Here is a 17,556-nt window from a genome sequence, read left to right on the forward strand (position 1 = left end):
TTAAAGAGGGAGCCTGCCATGCTAGAAAATCTGTCACAGCGACTCATCGGCTATCGCGTCAAAGCTGCCCGCGAGGCGTCCGGCTGGACGCAGGACCGGCTGGCTGAGGCCATGGGCCTGAAAGACCGCCAGAGCGTTTCCGATATCGAGAATGGCAAGCGGGCGCTCAAACCGGATGAACTCGTCCTGCTGACCGACACCTTGGATCGCGAACTCGACTTCTTCCTCGATCCATTCCAGGTAGCGGGCGAGGCCCAGTTCTCCTGGCGCGCCTCCCCCGGACTGGCCGAGCACAGCCTGGACGGTTTCGAGCTGAGGGCCGGACAGTGGATCGGACTGCTGCGCTGGTTGCGTGAGAAGGAGCAGGACCGGCCCAACCCCCTCAAGCACACCCTGCGGCTTACCGCGCAATCCTCATACGAGGATGCGATCGCCCGTGCCGAAAGCCTGGTCGAGGCGCTCGACCTGGGTGTTGTTCCGGCCGAGCGGCTGGCCGAGAAGATCGAGCAGGAGCTCGACATCCCGGTCCTGTACGTCGACACGATCGAAACCCCGGAGGGAGATTCAATCTCCGGTGCGACCTGTCATCTCCAGGACATGGGTATGATCCTGATCAACCGCAACGAGCCGGAGGCCCGTCGCTTCTTCGACCTGGCCCATGAACTGTTCCACGCCCTGACCTGGGATGCCATGAAGCCGGATCACCGCGAATCCAATTCGATCGAAGACCGGGCCAAGGGCAAACGCATCGAGCAGCTGGCCAACAACTTTGCCGCTGCTCTGCTGATGCCCCAGGCTTCTTTGGCGAATCTGATCGACAAACGTCGAATTGATGACGTAAGCCATCTTGCCGACGTGGCCATGCAGTTGCGTGTCGCGCCGGTGGCCCTTGCCTGGAGACTGTTCAATCTGACCTGGATCTGCGCGGAAACACGCGATGCCCTTCAACAGGAGCACCAGCGCCCATCCGTGGCCGGTACGCCGAAGCGGTTCTCCCCGGCCTTCATCAACATGCTGCACCGCGCAATCGATAGAGGCCACCTGTCCGCTCGCAAGGCGGCAAAAGCCATGGGTGCCACCTTGACGCAGCTTGTGGACCTGTTTGCCGAGCACTCCCTACCCGCCCCCTTCGAACTGTAAGGGGTGCGCCGGGCATGGCAAAGGCGCGGGTATTCATCGACACAAACATCATCATCGAGGCATTCCGGACGGGCTGTTGGACGGCGATCTGCAACAAGTTCGCTATCGAGACCGTCGACAAATGCGTCGAAGAGGCCCTCACCGGCAACCCCGATGATCCCGGGCGTGTGCACATCGACAGGGACGCCCTTCTGGAAGGACTTACCGACCGGCACCAGGTAGGGAAGCTAGAGCTGGCGAAGCTTGTCCTTACCCATCCTTCATGCCACGGCCTCGATGATGGCGAACTGCATCTCCTCGCTTGGCTCGATGCCCAAGGGCTGCTTCCAAACGCCCTTATCCTCGTTTCCACGGCCGATAAGGCGGCCATCGTGGCCACCGGTAATATCGGTTGGCTCGACTCGCTTACCTCCCTGGAGCATCTGGCCAATGAATCCGGCGTAACACATGGTCAACTCAACTCCCTGGCCCGTCACTATCGCGCGGGTTGGCTGGATGAGATCCGGGTAAAAATCCGGCTTGGAATCATTCCTTAGGGGGCCTACATACGACGTCCCCCCATGTTGAGTAGCAGAGCAGTTTAGAGTCCGTTTGCCCCTGTAGCCGCGTTCTCGGGCACGGTGGAAGACGGAAAGATCACGGAAAAGTCCTACACGGAGGCCGAAATGAATGGCGGCCTCAAGGAGTCGGCCCTGCCCGATACCTTTGCCAAACCGGAATTCCGCGTGCTGCTAGTGGCCGAGAAATACCAGACCGGCTTTGATCAGCCGCTGCTGCACACGATGTCTGTGGATACGCGTCTGGCGGGCATTCAGGCCGTGCAGACGCTCTCGCGCCTGAACCGGATTCACCCGCTCAAGGACGACACCTTCGTCCTGGACTTCGTGAATGATTCCGCCGAAATCCAGGAAGCCTTCCACCAGGACTACGAAGGTTTGGTCATGAACGAGGAGCTGTTCACTGACTATATGGGCAAGCCGGATATGCAGGATCTGGTTTCAAAATGGCTCGGCAGTCAAGTCTACGAGCGCTTCTCGATCAGCAGTGGACGGGTAGATATTCCATAACGGCTTTTTGGGTGCCAAGCTGTTTGGATAAGATAATGCAGCATATTGACAGCCACCCCATACTCCACTACGTTAACTTCATGAGCGGACTCTTCTCACTGCGACGACTGCGCCGCCTGACCCCAGGCCTGATGGGCCTGTGGGTGGGGCTCGTGCTGTTCATGGGCTTTCAGCCCTGCACGGTGCTGGCCGATGCACTGGTCGACGCCCCGGCCATGGCGCAGATGGCCGACTGCCCGGAAGCGATGCCCACGCAGCAGCATACCCACGGCTACGTGCACTGCAATCTGCCCGACGTGGCCGCCGATGGCCCGCAGCTCGGGGCTCACCTGCCCTTCACACCGCTGATCCTGAACCAATTTTCCGCGCTGATCCTGCCTGTGTCATTCTGGCAGACGCCCGCAGGCTCCTCTCCCCTTGAAGCTCCCCCCCAGAACCTTACTCTCGACGCCTCCTCGGGCTTTCGCCTGCTGATTTAACACACCCTCCGCTTGTCTGGTCAGGCCTCGTATGGCCTGGTAGATCAATCCTGGAGGGATTATGCCCAAGCTGTTTTCTTTCGGCTGTCTGCCGCGCATTGCGGCGCGACGGGCCAAAACACACTGGCTGCTGCTAGGCGGTCTGCTGCTCGTGCTACATGCCGGGCTGGCCCCTGCTGCCGCCGATCCCGCAGCGGTCTCCGTCATGAGCTTGGCGGACGCCGAACAACGGGCCCTGAGCCTGCATCCGCAACTGGCGCAGCGTCAGGCGGATATCAAGGCGGCCGAAGCGCGCGCCGTCTATGCCGGCGAACTGCCGGACCCGCAATTGCGCTTTGGGGTCAATAGCGTACCGGTGAATCGCTTTGCGCTGGATCGCGACAGCATGACGCAGGTGGTCGGCGGCATCAGCCAGAGCTTTCCCCCGAGCGGCAAACTGGCCCTGAGTCAGCAAAGCGCGCGCGAGGAAACCACCGCACTGCGCGCCGACCGGATGGATCTCGCCGCGCAGATCCGCCGCGAGGTGCGCCAGGCCTGGCTGGATGCCTTCTATCAGGAACGGGCCCTGGCAGTCCTGCAGAACGATCGCGAACTGCTGGATCAGATCACGCGGGCGAACCTGAGCCAGTATCGCGTCAATCGCATTCCGGAGAGCGAAGTGCTGCGGGCCCAACTGGCACGCGATGACCTGCTCGATCAGGAACAAACGCTGCTGACAGCACGCGATACGGCCCGTAGCCGGCTTGCCCGGCTGCTGCAACTGCCCGCGGACGGCATCCGCCTGCCAGACACCTTGCCGCCCCTGCCCGCATTGCCTTCACAAGCGATTTTGCTGGACCAGGTGGCGCGGCATCCCCAGGCCACGGCCATGGAAGCGCGCATCCGGGCGCGCCAGATCGACGTGGCGGCGGCAAAGCGCGACTACTACCCCGAACTCGGCGTGGAGGCGAGCTACGGCCTGCGGTTCGCCCGCGACAATGGCGAAAAGCTGCCGGACATGGTCTCGGCCGGCATCACCCTGAGCCTGCCCCTCTTTTCTGAAAAACGTCAGGATGCCCGCCTGCAGGAACGTCAGGCGCAGGCACTTGCCCTACGCTACGAGCACGATGACATGCTGCTGCAGTTGCGCGAGGAAGTCCAAAGCAGCTATGCCAGCTATGATCGCCTGCAAAAGCGCGTGCAGCTCCTGCAGGACCGTCTGCTGCCCCAGGCAGAACAGACCACGGCCGCAACCTTGGCCGACTACCGCGTGAACAAGGGCAGCATGGCCAGCGTGCTACAGGCGCGCAGGGAGCGCCTGGATTATCAGTTGCGGTTATGGCGGGCGCGGGTGGATCTTGCCAGTGCCGCCGCCGATCTCGATTATCTGGCCAGTACGACCCAGGAGACGCCATGAACGGTCAACATAGCATCCTGATTGCCGCCGCGTTGCTCCTGAGCACGAGCCTTGGCGCGGGACTAGGCTGGTGGATCAAGGGTTCTGGGCACGCGGACATGCCGCAGACTAGCACCGAACCGGCCAAGCGCAAGATTCTTTACTACAAAAACCCGATGGGTACGGGACAGACCTCCGCTGTACCGACGAAGGACGATATGGGGATGGATTACATACCGGTCTATGCCGATGAGGAGAAAAAGCCTGCCGATCGCAAGATCCTCTATTACAGGAACCCCATGGGCAACGGCCATACTTCACCCGTGCCGATGAAAGATGATATGGGCATGGACTATATCCCGGTCTATGCCGATGAAAACGCCTCAGCCGAGGACAGCGGCACGGTGAAGATCGATCCGCGTCTGGTGCAGAATCTCGGCGTGCGGACCGCATCCGTGGAGCGCCGCAACATCGGCCAGGCCATCGAAACCGTTGGTACCGTATTGGTGGACGAGCATCGCATCAGCTATCTCAATCCGCGCGTCAGTGGCTGGCTGGAGACGCTGCGGGCCCGGGCAGTGGGCGACACGGTCAAGCGCGGGCAGGTGCTGGCGACAATCTATTCGCCGGACCTGCTGAGTGCCCAGGAGGAATTTCTGGTGGCCCTGCGCGGGGTGCGGCAGCGCACCGCTGACCCGCAGCTTGCGAGCGAAAACCGGGCACTGCTGGACGCCGCGCGAGAACGCCTGCGCCTGCTTAATCTGCCGCAGGCCGAGATCCGGACCCTGGAGCGCAGCGGCAAGACGCAACGCACCGTGCCCTTGCGCGCGCCACAGGGCGGCATCATCACCGAACTCAATGCCCGCCAGGGTGGTTATGTCACGCCGGACACCCGCATTTATACGCTGGCGGATCTCTCCAGAGTCTGGGTCAATGTGGATATCTATGCCAGCCAGTTGCCCTGGATCAGGCCCAATGATCCAGTGACCTTGAGCATCCCGTCCCTGCCGGAGCGCCAATGGCAGGGCCGTATCGATTACCTCTACCCCACCCTGAACACGCAAAGCCGCACGGTGCAGGCGAGGCTGGCCTTCGCCAACCCCGATGGCGTGCTGCGCCCCGGCATGTACGGCACGGCGCGCATTCAGGCCGGCACGCAGGCCGAGCGACTGGTGGTACCGAGCGAGGCGGTGCTGCGCGGATCGAACCGCAATGTCGTGCTGATTGCCGAGGGCGAGGGCCGCTTCCGCCCGGTGGTGGTCAGGATCGGCGCAGAAAGTGGCGGCTTTACCGAAATCCTCGACGGCCTGCAGGCGGGCCAGAAAGTGGTAGTGAGTGGGCAATTCCTGATCGACTCGGAGGCGAGCCTCAAGGGCCTTTTGAACCGTCTGCAGGCTGGCGACGCGGCCCCGGCTGAAAGCGCCACCCCGCCGGCGGGCATGGATACGGTGCCGGCCCCAAGCGCGACCATGCCACAGACCAGTCCGACACCAGCGCCCGCGCCAAAGACGCATGGCAGCATGCAGCACGGGGGGAATTAGCATGATCCGCCGCGTGATCGACTGGTCCCTGCACAACCGCTTTCTGGTGCTGCTGGCCACGGCTTTTCTGGTTGCCTGGGGCCTCTATGCCCTGGCGCGCACGCCGGTGGACGCCATCCCGGACCTGTCGGACGTGCAGGTCATCATCAAGACCAGCTACCCCGGCCAGGCGCCGCAGGTGGTGGAGGATCAAGTCACCTATCCGCTGACCACCACGCTGCTGTCCGTACCCGGTGCCACCACGGTGCGCGGCTACTCGATGTTCGGGGATTCCTATATCTACGTGCTGTTTCAGGATGGCACCGACCCGTACTGGGCGCGCTCGCGGGTGCTGGAATACCTGAATCAGACCCAGGGCCGGCTGCCCGAGGGGGTGGTGCCAACGCTGGGGCCGGACGCCACCGGGGTCGGCTGGATCTATGAATACGCGCTGGTGGACCGCAGCGGGCGGCATGATCTGGCGCAATTGCGCTCCCTGCAGGACTGGTTTTTGAAGTTCGAGCTGCAACGCCTGCCGGGGGTGGCGGAAGTGGCCACGGTCGGCGGCATGGTCAAGCAGTATCAGGTGGTGGTGGATCCCAACCGGCTGCTGGCCTACAACATCACGCTCGCGCAGGTCAAGGATGCCATCCAGCGCGCCAATAGCGAAACCGGCGGTTCGGTGATCGAGATGGCGGAACGCGAGTACATGGTGCGTGTGCGCGGCTATATCCGTTCGCTCAACGATCTGCGCGAAGTGCCGCTGACGGTCACCCAGGGCGGCACGCCGGTGACGCTGGGGGATGTGGCGAACCTCCGGCTAGGGCCGGAGCTGCGCCGGGGCATCGCCGAACTCAACGGCCAGGGCGAAGTGGTGGGCGGCATCATCGTCATGCGTTATGGCGAGAACGCGCAGGCGACCATCGCGCGGGTCAAGGCACGGCTGGCGGAACTGAAATCCAGCCTGCCAGCGGGCGTCGAGATCGTACCCACTTATGACCGCTCGACCCTGATCGAGCGCGCCGTGGACAATCTCAAGAGCAAGTTGCTGGATGAATCACTGGTGGTGGCGCTGGTGGTGCTGCTTTTCCTGTTCCACCTGCGTTCCTCGCTGGTGGCCATCATCAGCCTGCCGGTGGGCATTCTCGCGGCCTTCACCGTCATGCACTACCAGGGCATCAACGCCAACATCATGTCGCTGGGCGGCATCGCCATCGCCATCGGCGCCATGGTGGATGCCGCCATCGTGATGATCGAGAATATGCACAAGCATCTGGAGCGGGCCGGGCCCGAGGCCGACCGCTGGGTCATTGTACGGGAATCGGCACAGGAAGTCGGGCCGGCGCTTTTTTTCTCGCTGCTGATCATCACCGTGTCGTTTTTGCCGATCTTTACGCTGGAGTCCCAGGAGGGCCGTCTTTTCTCGCCACTGGCTTTCACCAAAAGCTACGCCATGGCGGCAGCGGCAGGGTTATCGGTGACCCTGGTGCCGGTGCTGATGGGCTATTTCATCCGCGGGCGCATCCTGCCCGAGCATAAGAACCCGCTGAACCGGCTGCTGATCGCAGCTTATCAACCCATAATCAATGGCGTGCTGCGCCTACGCTGGCTGACCATCCTGCTGGCAGTGCTGCTGCTGGCCAGCGCCTGGTATCCCTTGAGCCGGCTTGGTTCGGAGTTCATGCCGCCCTTGAACGAGGGGGACTTTTTGTACATGCCCACTACCCTGCCTTCGATCTCTATTGGCGAAGCGAGCTTTATATTGCAGCAGACTGACAAGCTCATTGCCAGCGTGCCGGAGGTGGCGCGCGTGTTCGGCAAGGCCGGACGGGCGGAGACAGCCACCGACCCCGCCCCGCTGTCGATGTTCGAAACCACCATACAGCTCAAGCCGGAATCGCAGTGGCGCGCCGGCATGACCATCGAAAAGATCAAGGATGAGCTGAACCGCGTCGTGCAGTTTCCGGGCTTGGCCAACTCCTGGACCATGCCGATTCGCACCCGCATCGACATGCTCGCTACCGGCATCAAGACCCCGATTGGCATCAAGATCGCCGGGCCGGATCTTCAGGGCATCCAACGGGTGGGCGCGCAGATCGAGGCGGTCATGAAGCAGCAGCCCGGCACGGTTTCGGCTTTCGCCGAACGCGTGACCGGCGGGCGTTACATCGACATTGACATCGATCGCGTGGCGGCAGCGCGATACGGGCTCAATGTCGCGGACGTGCAGGACATGGTGCGCGCCGCCATCGGCGGGGAGAACGCCACGCGCACGGTGGAAGGCCGCGAGCGTTACCCGGTGAACCTGCGCTATCCGCGTGCGCTGCGCCAGTCCCTGGCGGATCTTTCGGCCAGCCGCGTGGCCACTCCAAGTGGCGCGCAGATCCCCCTGGGCGAGGTCGCGAAGATCCGTCTGGTGGATGGCCCGTCCGAGATCAAGAGCGAGAATGCCCGCCTGAACGGCTGGGTTTATGTAGACGTCGGCAAGGTTGATATCGGGGGCTATGTGGCGCGCGCCAAGCAGGCGGTGGCGCAGGAGGTGAAGCTGCCACCGGGCTACTCCCTGATCTGGTCTGGGCAGTATGAGTACATGGAACGCGCCAAGGCGCGCCTGCAGACTGTGATTCCGCTGACGCTGGCGCTGATCCTTCTGCTCCTGTACTTCAATTTCCGCAATGTCACGGAAGTGCTGATGATCGTGCTCAGCCTGCCCTTTGCCCTGGTGGGCGGAATCTGGATCCTCTACCTGCTGGGCTATCAGCTCTCGGTGGCGGTGGTGGTGGGCTTCATTGCGCTCGCAGGGGTGGCGGCGGAGTTCGGCGTGGTGATGCTGCTGTATCTCGATCAGGCCCTCAAGCGCTATCAGGCCGAAGGGCGCATGAACAACCGGGCGGATCTCAAGGCGGCCATCATCGAGGGCGCGGTGCTACGGGTGCGGCCCAAGATGATGACCGTGGCGGTGATCGTGGCCGGGCTGCTGCCCATCATGTTCAGCCACGGCACCGGCTCGGAAGTGATGCAGCGCATTGCCGCGCCCATGATCGGCGGCATGATCACAGCCCCCCTGCTGAGCCTGCTGGTGATTCCGGCGCTCTACGCCATGTGGAAGCAGCGGCAGCTGAAACTGCCGGACGGGCCGGCGTCAATGCCGCGCTCCCAAAGTGCAATTTAACCCCGACCCTAGGAGAGATTCATGGTCACTCGACGTCGCTTTCTGCAACAGGCCGGCGCCCTGGGCTTGCTGGCTGGCCTGGAACGCTTTGCCCCGGCCTATGCCTGGGCACAATCCACCAGCCCCGCGGTTTTCCAGCCGCGACAGCCCGGCAATGTGTTTGATCTGACACTGCGCCAGGAGGCCTACCCTTTTGATGGTCGTAATGGCAGCGCCATCACCATCAACGGCAGCGTACCAGGCCCGCTGTTGCGTTTCCGCGAAGGCGAAACCGTCACCCTGCGCGTGCACAACCAACTCGATGTCGACAGCTCCATCCACTGGCACGGCCTGCTCGTGCCCAACCGGATGGACGGCGTACCAAACGTTGTCTTTCCCGGCATCAAGGCCGGCGAGACATTCATTTATCAATATCCAATTCGCCAGAGTGGCACCTATTGGTATCACAGCCACACCCGCTTTCAGGAGCAAAGTGGCCTGTACGGCCCCATCATCATCGACCCCAGCGAGCCCGACCCGGTGCAACATGACCGTGAGTACGTGGTCATGCTCTCGGACTGGACCTTCGAGGACCCGGAGCGTGTGATGGCGCATCTCAAGAAGCAGGGGGATTACTACAACTTTCAGCAGCGCACCCTGGGGACCTTCTTTCATGATATCGGCAAGGACGGCTGGCAGGCGACCATTAAAAACCGCCTGCAATGGGGCGGCATGCGCATGTCCCCGGCGGACATCCTGGACGTGACCGGCTACACGTATACCTATCTGATGAACGGACTGGGACCGGTATCCAACTGGAACGCGCTGTTTCGGCCGGGAGAAAAGGTGCGGCTGCGATTCATCAACGGCTCGGCCCAGACCTTTTTTGATGTACGCATCCCCGGCCTCAAGCTGACCGTGGTTCAGGCCGACGGCCAGAACGTGCAGCCCGTCGAGGTCGATGAGTTCCGCATCGGTGTGGCGGAGACCTATGATGTGATCGTCGAACCCCGCGAAGACAAGGCCTACACCATTTTTGCCGAATCCATGGACCGCAGTGGCTATGCCGGCGGTACGCTCGCACCACGGCTGGGCATGAGTTCCGAGATCCCGAAGCGCCGCCCGCGCCCGCTACGCAGCATGGCCGACATGGGCATGTTTGACATGCAAGGCATGGGGTCCATGCCGGGCATGGACATGGGCCAGCAAACAGCCGCCAAACCAGGCGGTGCGGACCAGATGTCTGGCATGGAGCCAAAGGGGCAAGGCGCCAAGATGCAAGCCGGGCAACAGGGCATGGAAGCCATGCCAGGCATGGATTCAGGTAGTGGCGGCATGGCTGGAATGGACATGGGCTCTGGCGACCATGCGGCAAAGGCCGCAGGCGGCAAGGCCTCAACCCAGGCCGATCCTGCGCAGACGCTGCCCGGCGACCCGCCGGTCAAGCACACACGGGATGATGTGGGCGTGGCCAATCAGGTTTCGCCAATGGAAACCAAGAACCGGCTCGACGAACCGGGTGTCGGTCTGGGCCAGGATGGTTGGCGCGTACTGGTGTACACCGATCTGCGCAGCCCCAAGCCTTACCATGATCAGCGCAAACCCGGGCGTGACATCGAACTGCATCTGACCGGCAACATGGAGCGTTTCATTTGGTCGATTGATGGCAAGAAATATTCCCAGGCCGAGCCGATCCCCTTCCATTACGGCGAGCGCCTGCGCCTGATCATGGTCAACGACACCATGATGGAGCACCCCATGCATCTGCATGGCGTGTTCATGGTGCTCGAAAACGGCCACGGCGAGTACGGGCCGCTCAAGCACACCATCATCGTCAAGCCCGCCGAACGCCTGTCCCTGCTGATCACTGCCGATGAGCCTGGTCGCTGGGCCTTCCATTGCCACATGCTCTACCACATGGAAGCCGGTATGTTCCGGGTGGTGGAAATTTCCGACAAGCAGGAGGCCTGAGTCATGGCAAAAACAGCGAAACACAAGCTTGCTACCCCTTTCGGCCGGCTGCTCGCCGGGGCCATCGCACTGGGGGCGATCCTGCCTATGGCCGCAGCAGCCCAGGATTCCGGGACCGGGAACGGCGAGGCCGTCATGGACCAAAAGCCGTACACGTTTCTGCTGATCGACCAGTTGGAGCACGGCTGGAGCCGGGGAGCCAATACCGTCTACTGGGATGCACAGGGCTGGTACGGCGGTGACTACAACAAGCTCTGGCTCAAGACCGAAGGCGATACCCTGGCCACGCGCGCCGAGGGCAAAGCCGAACTACAGGCGCTCTACAGCCGGTCGGTGGCGCCCTACTGGGATCTTCAGGCCGGCATCCGTCATGAGAGGCGCTTTGGCAGGGGACCCAATTCTTCGCGCACCTTTGCCGTGCTCGGTATCCAGGGACTCGCCCCCTACTGGTTCGATCTCGAGCCGACCCTGTTCATCAGCGAGGACGGCGATCTCTCCGCCCGGCTCACCGCCGAGTACGACCTGCTGCTGACCCAGCGCCTGATTGCTCAGCCGCGCCTGGAGGTGAATGCATCCGCCCGCAAAGTGGATGAATTCGATATCGGATCCGGCATCAACGACATGGATCTTGGTTTGCGCCTGCGCTACGAGATCCGGCGAGAGTTCGCGCCCTATGTCGGCATTTCCTGGAATCGCAAGTTCGGCCAGACCGCCGACATGGCTCGTCAGGGCGGTTATGATGTCGACAACACCGCCATCGTTGCCGGCCTGCGGGTTTGGTACTGAAGCGCAAACATAGTCGTACCCTCTTTCATCGGTACTCATTCAAACAGGAGAAAAAGCAGTGGAAATCATCCCCAACTGGCATCCGATCTTCGTGCATTTCACCGTAGCACTGCTGGTCATTGGCGTATTGTTCCACCCGATCTCGCTACTGGCGGGCAGCGAAGACCTGCGATGCCAGTGGGCGGCAATAGCGCGCTGGAATCTCTGGCTGGGCACAGCCTTTGCCGCACTCACGGTGGCGACCGGTATCCAGGCCTACAACACGGTTGCCCATGACACGCCTTCCCATCTGGCCATGACCGATCACCGCAACTGGGCCCTGGTGACCTTCGCAGTGTTCCTGGCGCTGACCGCCTGGTCGATCCTGCGCTACCGCGCGCGCAAGCCCATCAACTGGCCGCTGACGCTTGCCCTGTTGCTCAGCCTGGGCCTCTTGGGCTCAACTGCCTGGCGCGGCGGCGAGCTGGTCTTTCGTCATGGGCTCGGCGTGATGTCCCTGCCCCATGCCGGTAATCATCAACATGAAGCCGGAGAAGCACCGCACGAGCATCCCGCGTCGAATGGAAATACCTTGAATCCAACAGGCCAAATGAATGAAACCCCTCCTGGAGGACAAGCCGAAAACATGCCTCAGGCCCCAGCTGAGGATGGACATAACCATACGCACAACGCGCCCTAATAGTGGAGTAGCAATGCATGTCTAAGCTTACAGCCCTGATAGCCGTGTTCGCGGGCATGGTGCTGGTAGCCTGCGAAAGCGGGCCTGATTCTGGCGCTGCCAAGGCCCCGCCCGTGCGCACCACGACCACGCTCGCGAACCCCGCCCAGCTTGGTGTGAATCTGGATGCGCGGGCCTATCAGGATCGCTTGCGCGCCCGCAATCTCGACCCTGCCGTGGTGGTGCGTGGCCGTGAGCTGTTCGCGGCAAACTGCGCGCGTTGTCATGGTGCATTCGGCGAAGGCACCCCGGACTGGCGCAAGCGCCTTGCGGACGGCACTTTCCCGCCGCCCCCACTGAACGGTACGGCCCACACCTGGCACCATCCGGATCAGCTGTTGCTGCGCATCATGCGCGATGGTGGGCAAAGTTACGGACCGACCTATCAAGGCGCCATGCCGCCCATGGGCAAGATGGTCAATGCTGCCGAGCGCCAGGCCATTCTCCAGTACCTGAAGAGTCTCTGGCCGGATGAAGCCTGGCGCACTCAGAAGGACATCACTCGTGAAAACCCGGAGGCTGAGTAAGCCAAAAGCATCCGTTGTCCTATAAAAAGGGCCAAGTGATTTTGCGTTTCAACATTTCTGCTAATTTCATTCACCTGGATCAAGGAGCATCAACATGAAAGCACCGCATCATATTATCCTGCTGGCCCTGCTCGCGCCCGTGGGCTTCCTGCCACTGGGGGCCCAGGCCATGCCCATGGGTATGGACATGGGCAGCCAGCCCGCCCACAGTCCCAGTATGGCTGGTGCCCAGATTCACCGCGGCACCGGCACGGTCAACCGGATCGACATGAACACCGGCAAGATCAAGATCACCCATGCACCCATCCCGAGCCTCGGCTGGTCGGCCATGACCATGAACTTCCAGACCAAGAACAAGGCGGAGTTGAGCAATGTCAAAGTGGGACAAAAGGTAAACTTCGAGCTGATCAAGGGGTCAGATGGACAGTATCTGATTACCCGCATCACCCCAGTCCAATCCTGACCGGATCCACCCTAGCCCAAGGAGGCGTACCATGCAGAACCCAAAATCTTCAGCACTGAGCCGGATCATCGCAGCTACATTCCTGGCGCTAGCCCTGCCAGCCGCCCAAGCGCAGACCGGGGCAGGCGACCAGAACCACATGCAACAGCATCCTGCGGGGCAACAAGCGCCATCATCCGGAATGCAGGGCCAATCCGGGATGATGTCCGATCAGATGCTGAAGCAAAAGCAGGAACGCATGATGCGCATGCATGAAATGATGCACAAGATCGAGAAGGCGCAGGGCGCGGAACGCCAGAAACTCATGCAGCAGCAACGACAGATGATGCGCGAAAACATGCAGCAGATGATGCCTATGATGAAAGGCATGATGGGTGGCGGCATGCAGGGCGGTGGCCAAGGCGGTATGCAAGGCAATGGCCAGAGCGGCATGGGCGGCATGCCCATGAGCCCGATGCCAAATGGCACCGGGAACTCCGGGTCCAACTCAGGCGCCCACTGATCAGGCAGGCCGCGGCTTCAGGTCGCGGCCTGTGCAGATAAAAGCCGAATACGCGCAGCCCTATGTGGTTACCGGGGGCTGCAATCCCCGGCTCGACTGTCGGCCCTGTAAGCGATTTAGGAGACCCAATCCACAAGGAGGCGACAATGATGAACGGATTTGGCGGCATGGGCGGCATGGGAGCTATGGGCGGACTCATCATGCTGCTGTTCTGGGTTCTGATCATTGGCGGCATCGTCTGGCTGATTGTCGCCTTGACCCGGAATCGCGGCGGCGGACAGAACATTTCTTCGGCCCTGGATGTGCTGAAGGAGCGCTACGCGCGCGGCGAAATCAACCGCGAAGAGTTTGAGCAGAAGAAACGGGATCTCCAGTAAACATTGCCAATCAAGCAACCCAGCCAGGGGACATCTTGGCAGGCACCGAAGATCCTTAGACCTGATTTACGAGATACCTGGTTTCATATCGGGCCGAGGCCATGCCCTGGAAAACGGGTTAAACGTGGGAACAAGGTGTTGCCTATGCAAGATCCACAAATCCTGGATGCACGAGGGGCGACCTGTCCGGGACCACTCATGGAGCTTATTGCTCACATCAAGCTCATGGACGTTGGCGAGGAAGTCGAAGTGCTGACTACCGATAGAGGCTCCGCCACCGATATCCCGATCTGGCTGCGCAAGGTCGGGCATGAGTGCATCAATATGCGCGAGGACGCGGGCGTGTACCACATTCGGGTACGCAAGACCAAGTAATGGCTCAATCCACTACTCAAGGAGATCTCCATGAAACGCATCCTGATCGTCGGCGGCGGTATCGGCGGCACCATCCTGGCCAATAACCTCGCCCGACGCCTCAATCACGAGTTGCACAGCGGAGATGTGGGCATCACCCTGCTCTCGGCCTCCGACCGGCATATGTACCAGCCGGGTCTGCTCTATGTCGCCTTCGGCCGCATGACCCCCGACGAGATCTACCGCGATCAGGCGAGTCTCCTGGAACCGGATATCGCGTTCCACGTCGATCCTGTGGAGGAGTTCCGCTTCGAAGCGAACGCAGTGCGTACCGCAAGCGGCAAAAGCTTCGAGTATGACTATCTCGCCATTGCCACCGGCTCGCGGCCGGTAGCGGAGAGCATCCCGGGCCTGGCGGAACACGCGCATCATGTGTATACGGAAGCCGCCGCGCTCAAGACCTTTCAGGCCCTGCGCGACTTCCAGGGCGGCAAGATCGTGGTTGCCGCTGCGGTGCCGCACAAGTGCCCCATGGTGCCGCTGGAGATCACCTTTCTGCTGCACGACTACTTTCAGGATCGGGGTCTGCTCGACAAGGTCAAGATCCACTATACCTATCCGATCAACCGCGTGCACAGCCTCGAAAACGTCGCCAAGTGGGCCGCCCCGGAATTTGACCGGCTGGGCATCAGCTACGAGACGCTTTTCAATGTCAAGGAAGTGGATGGCGCCAAACGGCAGGTCTTGAGCGAGGAAGGCAGTAGCGTGGATTACGACCTCCTGATCGCCATCCCACCGCACAAGGGCATGGAAGTCATCGAGAAGAACAATCTCGGCAAAGGTGGCTGGATCCCCACCGATCGCAACAGCCTGCGCATGGAGAACCGCGACAACGTCTTTGTGCTTGGCGATACCACCAATATCGCCACCAGCAAGGCCGGCTCAACCGCACATTACGAGGCCGAGGTCCTGGGCGAGAACCTCGCGGCGCTGGTGAAACTTGGCAGCGAGGTCAAGACCTATGAAGGCAAGGTATTCTGCTTTATCGAGGCGGGCAAGGACCGCGCCACCTATGCGAGCTTTGACTATAACCATCCACCGCAACCGCAGCCGCCGACCCAGGCCGTGCACTGGTTCAAGATGGCCTACAACAGGCTCTACTGGAACAGCGTGCGCGGCCTACTCTAGGAGGAATCAGCCATGAACACACAAATACAGGATCTGACTACGGGAACAGATCTGGAGCATCTCCTGGAAGCGGTGCGCGACACGCTCAGTGATGAGATGATCGTGCGCTTGGCGGGCACCCTGAGCGGCAGCCTGGATCTGCTCGATCGACTGAACCGCAGCGGCGTGTTGGACGCCCTTCCCGTCCTGGAACGGCTGATCGGCAGCGGCGATCTGGAACGACTGCAGCGACTCCTGCCGCGCATGCTGGATCTGATGGAAGGCTTGGACCGGGAACTGCTGGACGGCTTGAGCCGGAGCCTCGTGCAAGCGCGGCAGGAAAGTGCAGAGGCCCCGGCGGCTCTCGGTGGCGTGGGCGGTTTCTGGGCTATTCTGCGCGAGCCAGAAAACCAGGAGACCATCCGCTTCTTCCTGAATTTCGGAAAGCATTTTAGAAATTCTGGAACGGAGCCAGATTAGGGCGCAGATACGGGAGTCACCAGCAAGACACTGGAAGCGGCGGCAACTCAAGCTGCCCGACGGACTCTGATCTATTATGGCGAAAAGACGCATCCTGAAACCTGGAGGGCAGATGCCAAAATATTCACGCTTGATCGCTGCATGCACAGTCGTGCTGCTGGCGGGCTGCGGCAAGGCCGATGATACCCCAGCAGCCGCCAAAGCCTTGGGCAGCAAGCCCGTGGAAAGCCCCAGAGCCGTCAGCGCCGAGATTCATCACGGTACCGGCACGGTCAACCGCATCGACACATGAATACCGGCAAGGTCAATCTCACCCATGCACCCATCCCGAGCCTCGGCTGGTCGGCCATGACCATGAACTTCCAGACCAAGAACAAAGCGGAGTTGAGCAATGTCAAGGTGGGACAAAAAGTAAACTTCGAGCTGATCAAGGGTGCTGATGGGCAGTATCTGATTACCCGCATCAGCCCGGCCAAATCCTGAATCCGGACAACTGCATCGAGGATGAAACCAGACCGTGAGCGACCCTCTGTTAACAGTACTTGGAATCGCAATCATCGCAGTGGGATTGAACGACGTCTTCCACACCCTGCTTCATCCAAGCGGGAGAGGAATGCTGAGTCATCGGGTTTTCAGCGCAATGTGGTGGGCATCAAAACGTCTGCATCACAGGTTTGGTTACATTGCAGGACCTATGAGCATGGTTCTGGTAATCGCACTTTGGGCGATTCTGCAAGTTCTGGGATGGGCCCTGATTTACTACCCCCACATGCCGGAAGGATTCACTTACTCACCAGGCCTGGATCCGTCAAAGTACAATGATTTCGCCGAAGCCTTGTATGTTTCCCTTGTGACGCTGACAACCCTAGGTTATGGCGACGTCGTTGCGGCGGATAAGTGGGTCCGGCTTTTCTCCCCAGCCGAGGCACTTATCGGGTTCTCCCTGTTGACCGCAGCCCTTTCCTGGTTTTCACAGATGTACCCAATACAGGCCCGTCGCCGCACGCTTGCCCTGAAGCTGCGTGCCCTGGAAGATGCTCGCTACGCCAGCTGCCTCGATGAGCTTGAGGCAGCCACGGTAAGCCGGAGTCTCGATTCTCTGGCCGAGGACTTCATCCGGATCCGCATCGATCTGACCCAAAATGCGGAGCTCTACTATTTCCGCGAAAGCGATCCCCAGATATCCCTGGCCACCTCCGTCCACTATGCACTGGAGCTCAGCAGTACGGCACTACGATCAAGCAGAACGGATGTCCAGCGCAGTGGCATTCTGCTCTCATCCGCACTTGACAGGCTCGGTGCGTACATGCGGGACAACTTCCCTATAAGCGGCAAATCCACAAAGGAGATATTCGAAGCCGTCAGCACCGATCACGGCTATACCTTGCACTCCAGCCCTGAAAAACCCTTCTGAGCCGAGGGTCGCAAGGACCTGCTTTGAGCCCGTATGCAAACCTGCTCGACATGAACACCGGAAAG

Annotated in this window: 20 protein-coding genes; all 20 read left to right on the plus strand. The window is 61.1% G+C overall.

What is annotated here, in order from left to right; translation table 11 throughout:
• Positions 1-18 precede the first annotated feature (18 nt).
• The 20 genes from WOB96_RS04980 (at position 19) to WOB96_RS05075 (ending at position 17,491) form a co-directional block, all read left to right on the plus strand.
• Positions 19-1,140 (plus strand): helix-turn-helix domain-containing protein, encoded by a 1,122-nt coding sequence (locus WOB96_RS04980; protein WP_341370179.1) that lies wholly within the window; start codon positions 19-21, stop codon positions 1,138-1,140.
• A 14-nt stretch (positions 1,141-1,154) separates the two neighbouring features.
• Positions 1,155-1,676, plus strand: coding sequence for a hypothetical protein (locus WOB96_RS04985; RefSeq protein ID WP_341370180.1), 522 nt, complete (start codon positions 1,155-1,157; stop codon positions 1,674-1,676).
• Positions 1,677-1,760: 84 nt separating this feature from the next.
• A complete protein-coding gene (locus WOB96_RS04990; RefSeq protein ID WP_341370181.1) occupies positions 1,761-2,207 on the plus strand; it encodes a type I restriction enzyme subunit R domain-containing protein in 447 nt (148 codons plus the stop codon).
• 80 nt (positions 2,208-2,287) lie between these two features.
• Positions 2,288-2,686, plus strand: a complete 399-nt coding sequence (locus WOB96_RS04995) for a hypothetical protein (protein WP_341370182.1) — start codon at positions 2,288-2,290, stop codon at positions 2,684-2,686.
• Between the two features lie 61 nt (positions 2,687-2,747).
• Positions 2,748-4,082, plus strand: a complete 1,335-nt coding sequence (locus tag WOB96_RS05000; RefSeq protein WP_341370183.1) for a TolC family protein — start codon at positions 2,748-2,750, stop codon at positions 4,080-4,082.
• Entirely contained in the window at positions 4,079-5,602 is a 1,524-nt protein-coding gene (locus WOB96_RS05005) for an efflux RND transporter periplasmic adaptor subunit (RefSeq protein ID WP_341370184.1), read from the plus strand. Before WOB96_RS05000 ends, WOB96_RS05005 begins: the two co-directional genes overlap by 4 nt.
• Before the next feature lies 1 nt (position 5,603).
• The gene (locus tag WOB96_RS05010) at positions 5,604-8,753 is read left to right on the plus strand and encodes an efflux RND transporter permease subunit (protein WP_341370185.1); all 3,150 of its coding nucleotides are present in this window, start codon (positions 5,604-5,606) and stop codon (positions 8,751-8,753) included.
• Between the two features lie 21 nt (positions 8,754-8,774).
• Complete coding sequence (locus tag WOB96_RS05015; protein ID WP_341370186.1) at positions 8,775-10,703, plus strand: copper resistance system multicopper oxidase; 1,929 nt, start codon at positions 8,775-8,777, stop codon at positions 10,701-10,703.
• 3 nt (positions 10,704-10,706) lie between these two features.
• On the plus strand, positions 10,707-11,489 hold the full coding sequence (locus WOB96_RS05020) for a copper resistance protein B (protein ID WP_341370187.1): 783 nt from the start codon (positions 10,707-10,709) through the stop codon (positions 11,487-11,489).
• Positions 11,490-11,547: 58 nt separating this feature from the next.
• A complete protein-coding gene (locus tag WOB96_RS05025; RefSeq protein ID WP_341370188.1) occupies positions 11,548-12,168 on the plus strand; it encodes a DUF2231 domain-containing protein in 621 nt (206 codons plus the stop codon).
• Between the two features lie 17 nt (positions 12,169-12,185).
• On the plus strand, positions 12,186-12,734 hold the full coding sequence (locus tag WOB96_RS05030; protein WP_341370189.1) for a c-type cytochrome: 549 nt from the start codon (positions 12,186-12,188) through the stop codon (positions 12,732-12,734).
• Positions 12,735-12,828: 94 nt separating this feature from the next.
• On the plus strand, positions 12,829-13,197 hold the full coding sequence (locus WOB96_RS05035; protein WP_341370190.1) for a copper-binding protein: 369 nt from the start codon (positions 12,829-12,831) through the stop codon (positions 13,195-13,197).
• Positions 13,198-13,228: 31 nt separating this feature from the next.
• Entirely contained in the window at positions 13,229-13,699 is a 471-nt protein-coding gene (locus WOB96_RS05040) for a hypothetical protein (RefSeq protein WP_341370191.1), read from the plus strand.
• 146 nt (positions 13,700-13,845) lie between these two features.
• The gene (locus WOB96_RS05045; protein WP_341370192.1) at positions 13,846-14,076 is read left to right on the plus strand and encodes an SHOCT domain-containing protein; all 231 of its coding nucleotides are present in this window, start codon (positions 13,846-13,848) and stop codon (positions 14,074-14,076) included.
• Positions 14,077-14,220: 144 nt separating this feature from the next.
• Positions 14,221-14,451 carry a sulfurtransferase TusA family protein gene (locus tag WOB96_RS05050; protein WP_341370193.1) on the plus strand — a complete coding sequence of 77 codons (231 nt, stop codon included), beginning with the start codon at positions 14,221-14,223 and terminating at the stop codon, positions 14,449-14,451.
• A 30-nt stretch (positions 14,452-14,481) separates the two neighbouring features.
• Positions 14,482-15,618 carry an NAD(P)/FAD-dependent oxidoreductase gene (locus tag WOB96_RS05055; RefSeq protein ID WP_341370194.1) on the plus strand — a complete coding sequence of 379 codons (1,137 nt, stop codon included), beginning with the start codon at positions 14,482-14,484 and terminating at the stop codon, positions 15,616-15,618.
• 12 nt (positions 15,619-15,630) lie between these two features.
• Positions 15,631-16,077 carry a helical membrane plugin domain-containing protein gene (locus WOB96_RS05060; RefSeq protein ID WP_341370195.1) on the plus strand — a complete coding sequence of 149 codons (447 nt, stop codon included), beginning with the start codon at positions 15,631-15,633 and terminating at the stop codon, positions 16,075-16,077.
• 112 nt (positions 16,078-16,189) lie between these two features.
• Positions 16,190-16,369 carry a hypothetical protein gene (locus WOB96_RS05065; RefSeq protein ID WP_341370196.1) on the plus strand — a complete coding sequence of 60 codons (180 nt, stop codon included), beginning with the start codon at positions 16,190-16,192 and terminating at the stop codon, positions 16,367-16,369.
• Positions 16,366-16,560 carry a copper-binding protein gene (locus WOB96_RS05070; protein WP_341370197.1) on the plus strand — a complete coding sequence of 65 codons (195 nt, stop codon included), beginning with the start codon at positions 16,366-16,368 and terminating at the stop codon, positions 16,558-16,560. The genes WOB96_RS05065 and WOB96_RS05070 overlap by 4 nt, the downstream gene beginning before the upstream one ends.
• A 211-nt stretch (positions 16,561-16,771) precedes the next feature.
• The gene (locus tag WOB96_RS05075) at positions 16,772-17,491 is read left to right on the plus strand and encodes a potassium channel family protein (RefSeq protein ID WP_341370198.1); all 720 of its coding nucleotides are present in this window, start codon (positions 16,772-16,774) and stop codon (positions 17,489-17,491) included.
• Positions 17,492-17,556 lie beyond the last annotated feature (65 nt).

This window comes from Thermithiobacillus plumbiphilus, assembly GCF_038070005.1.
GTDB lineage: Bacteria > Pseudomonadota > Gammaproteobacteria > Acidithiobacillales > Thermithiobacillaceae > JBBPCO01.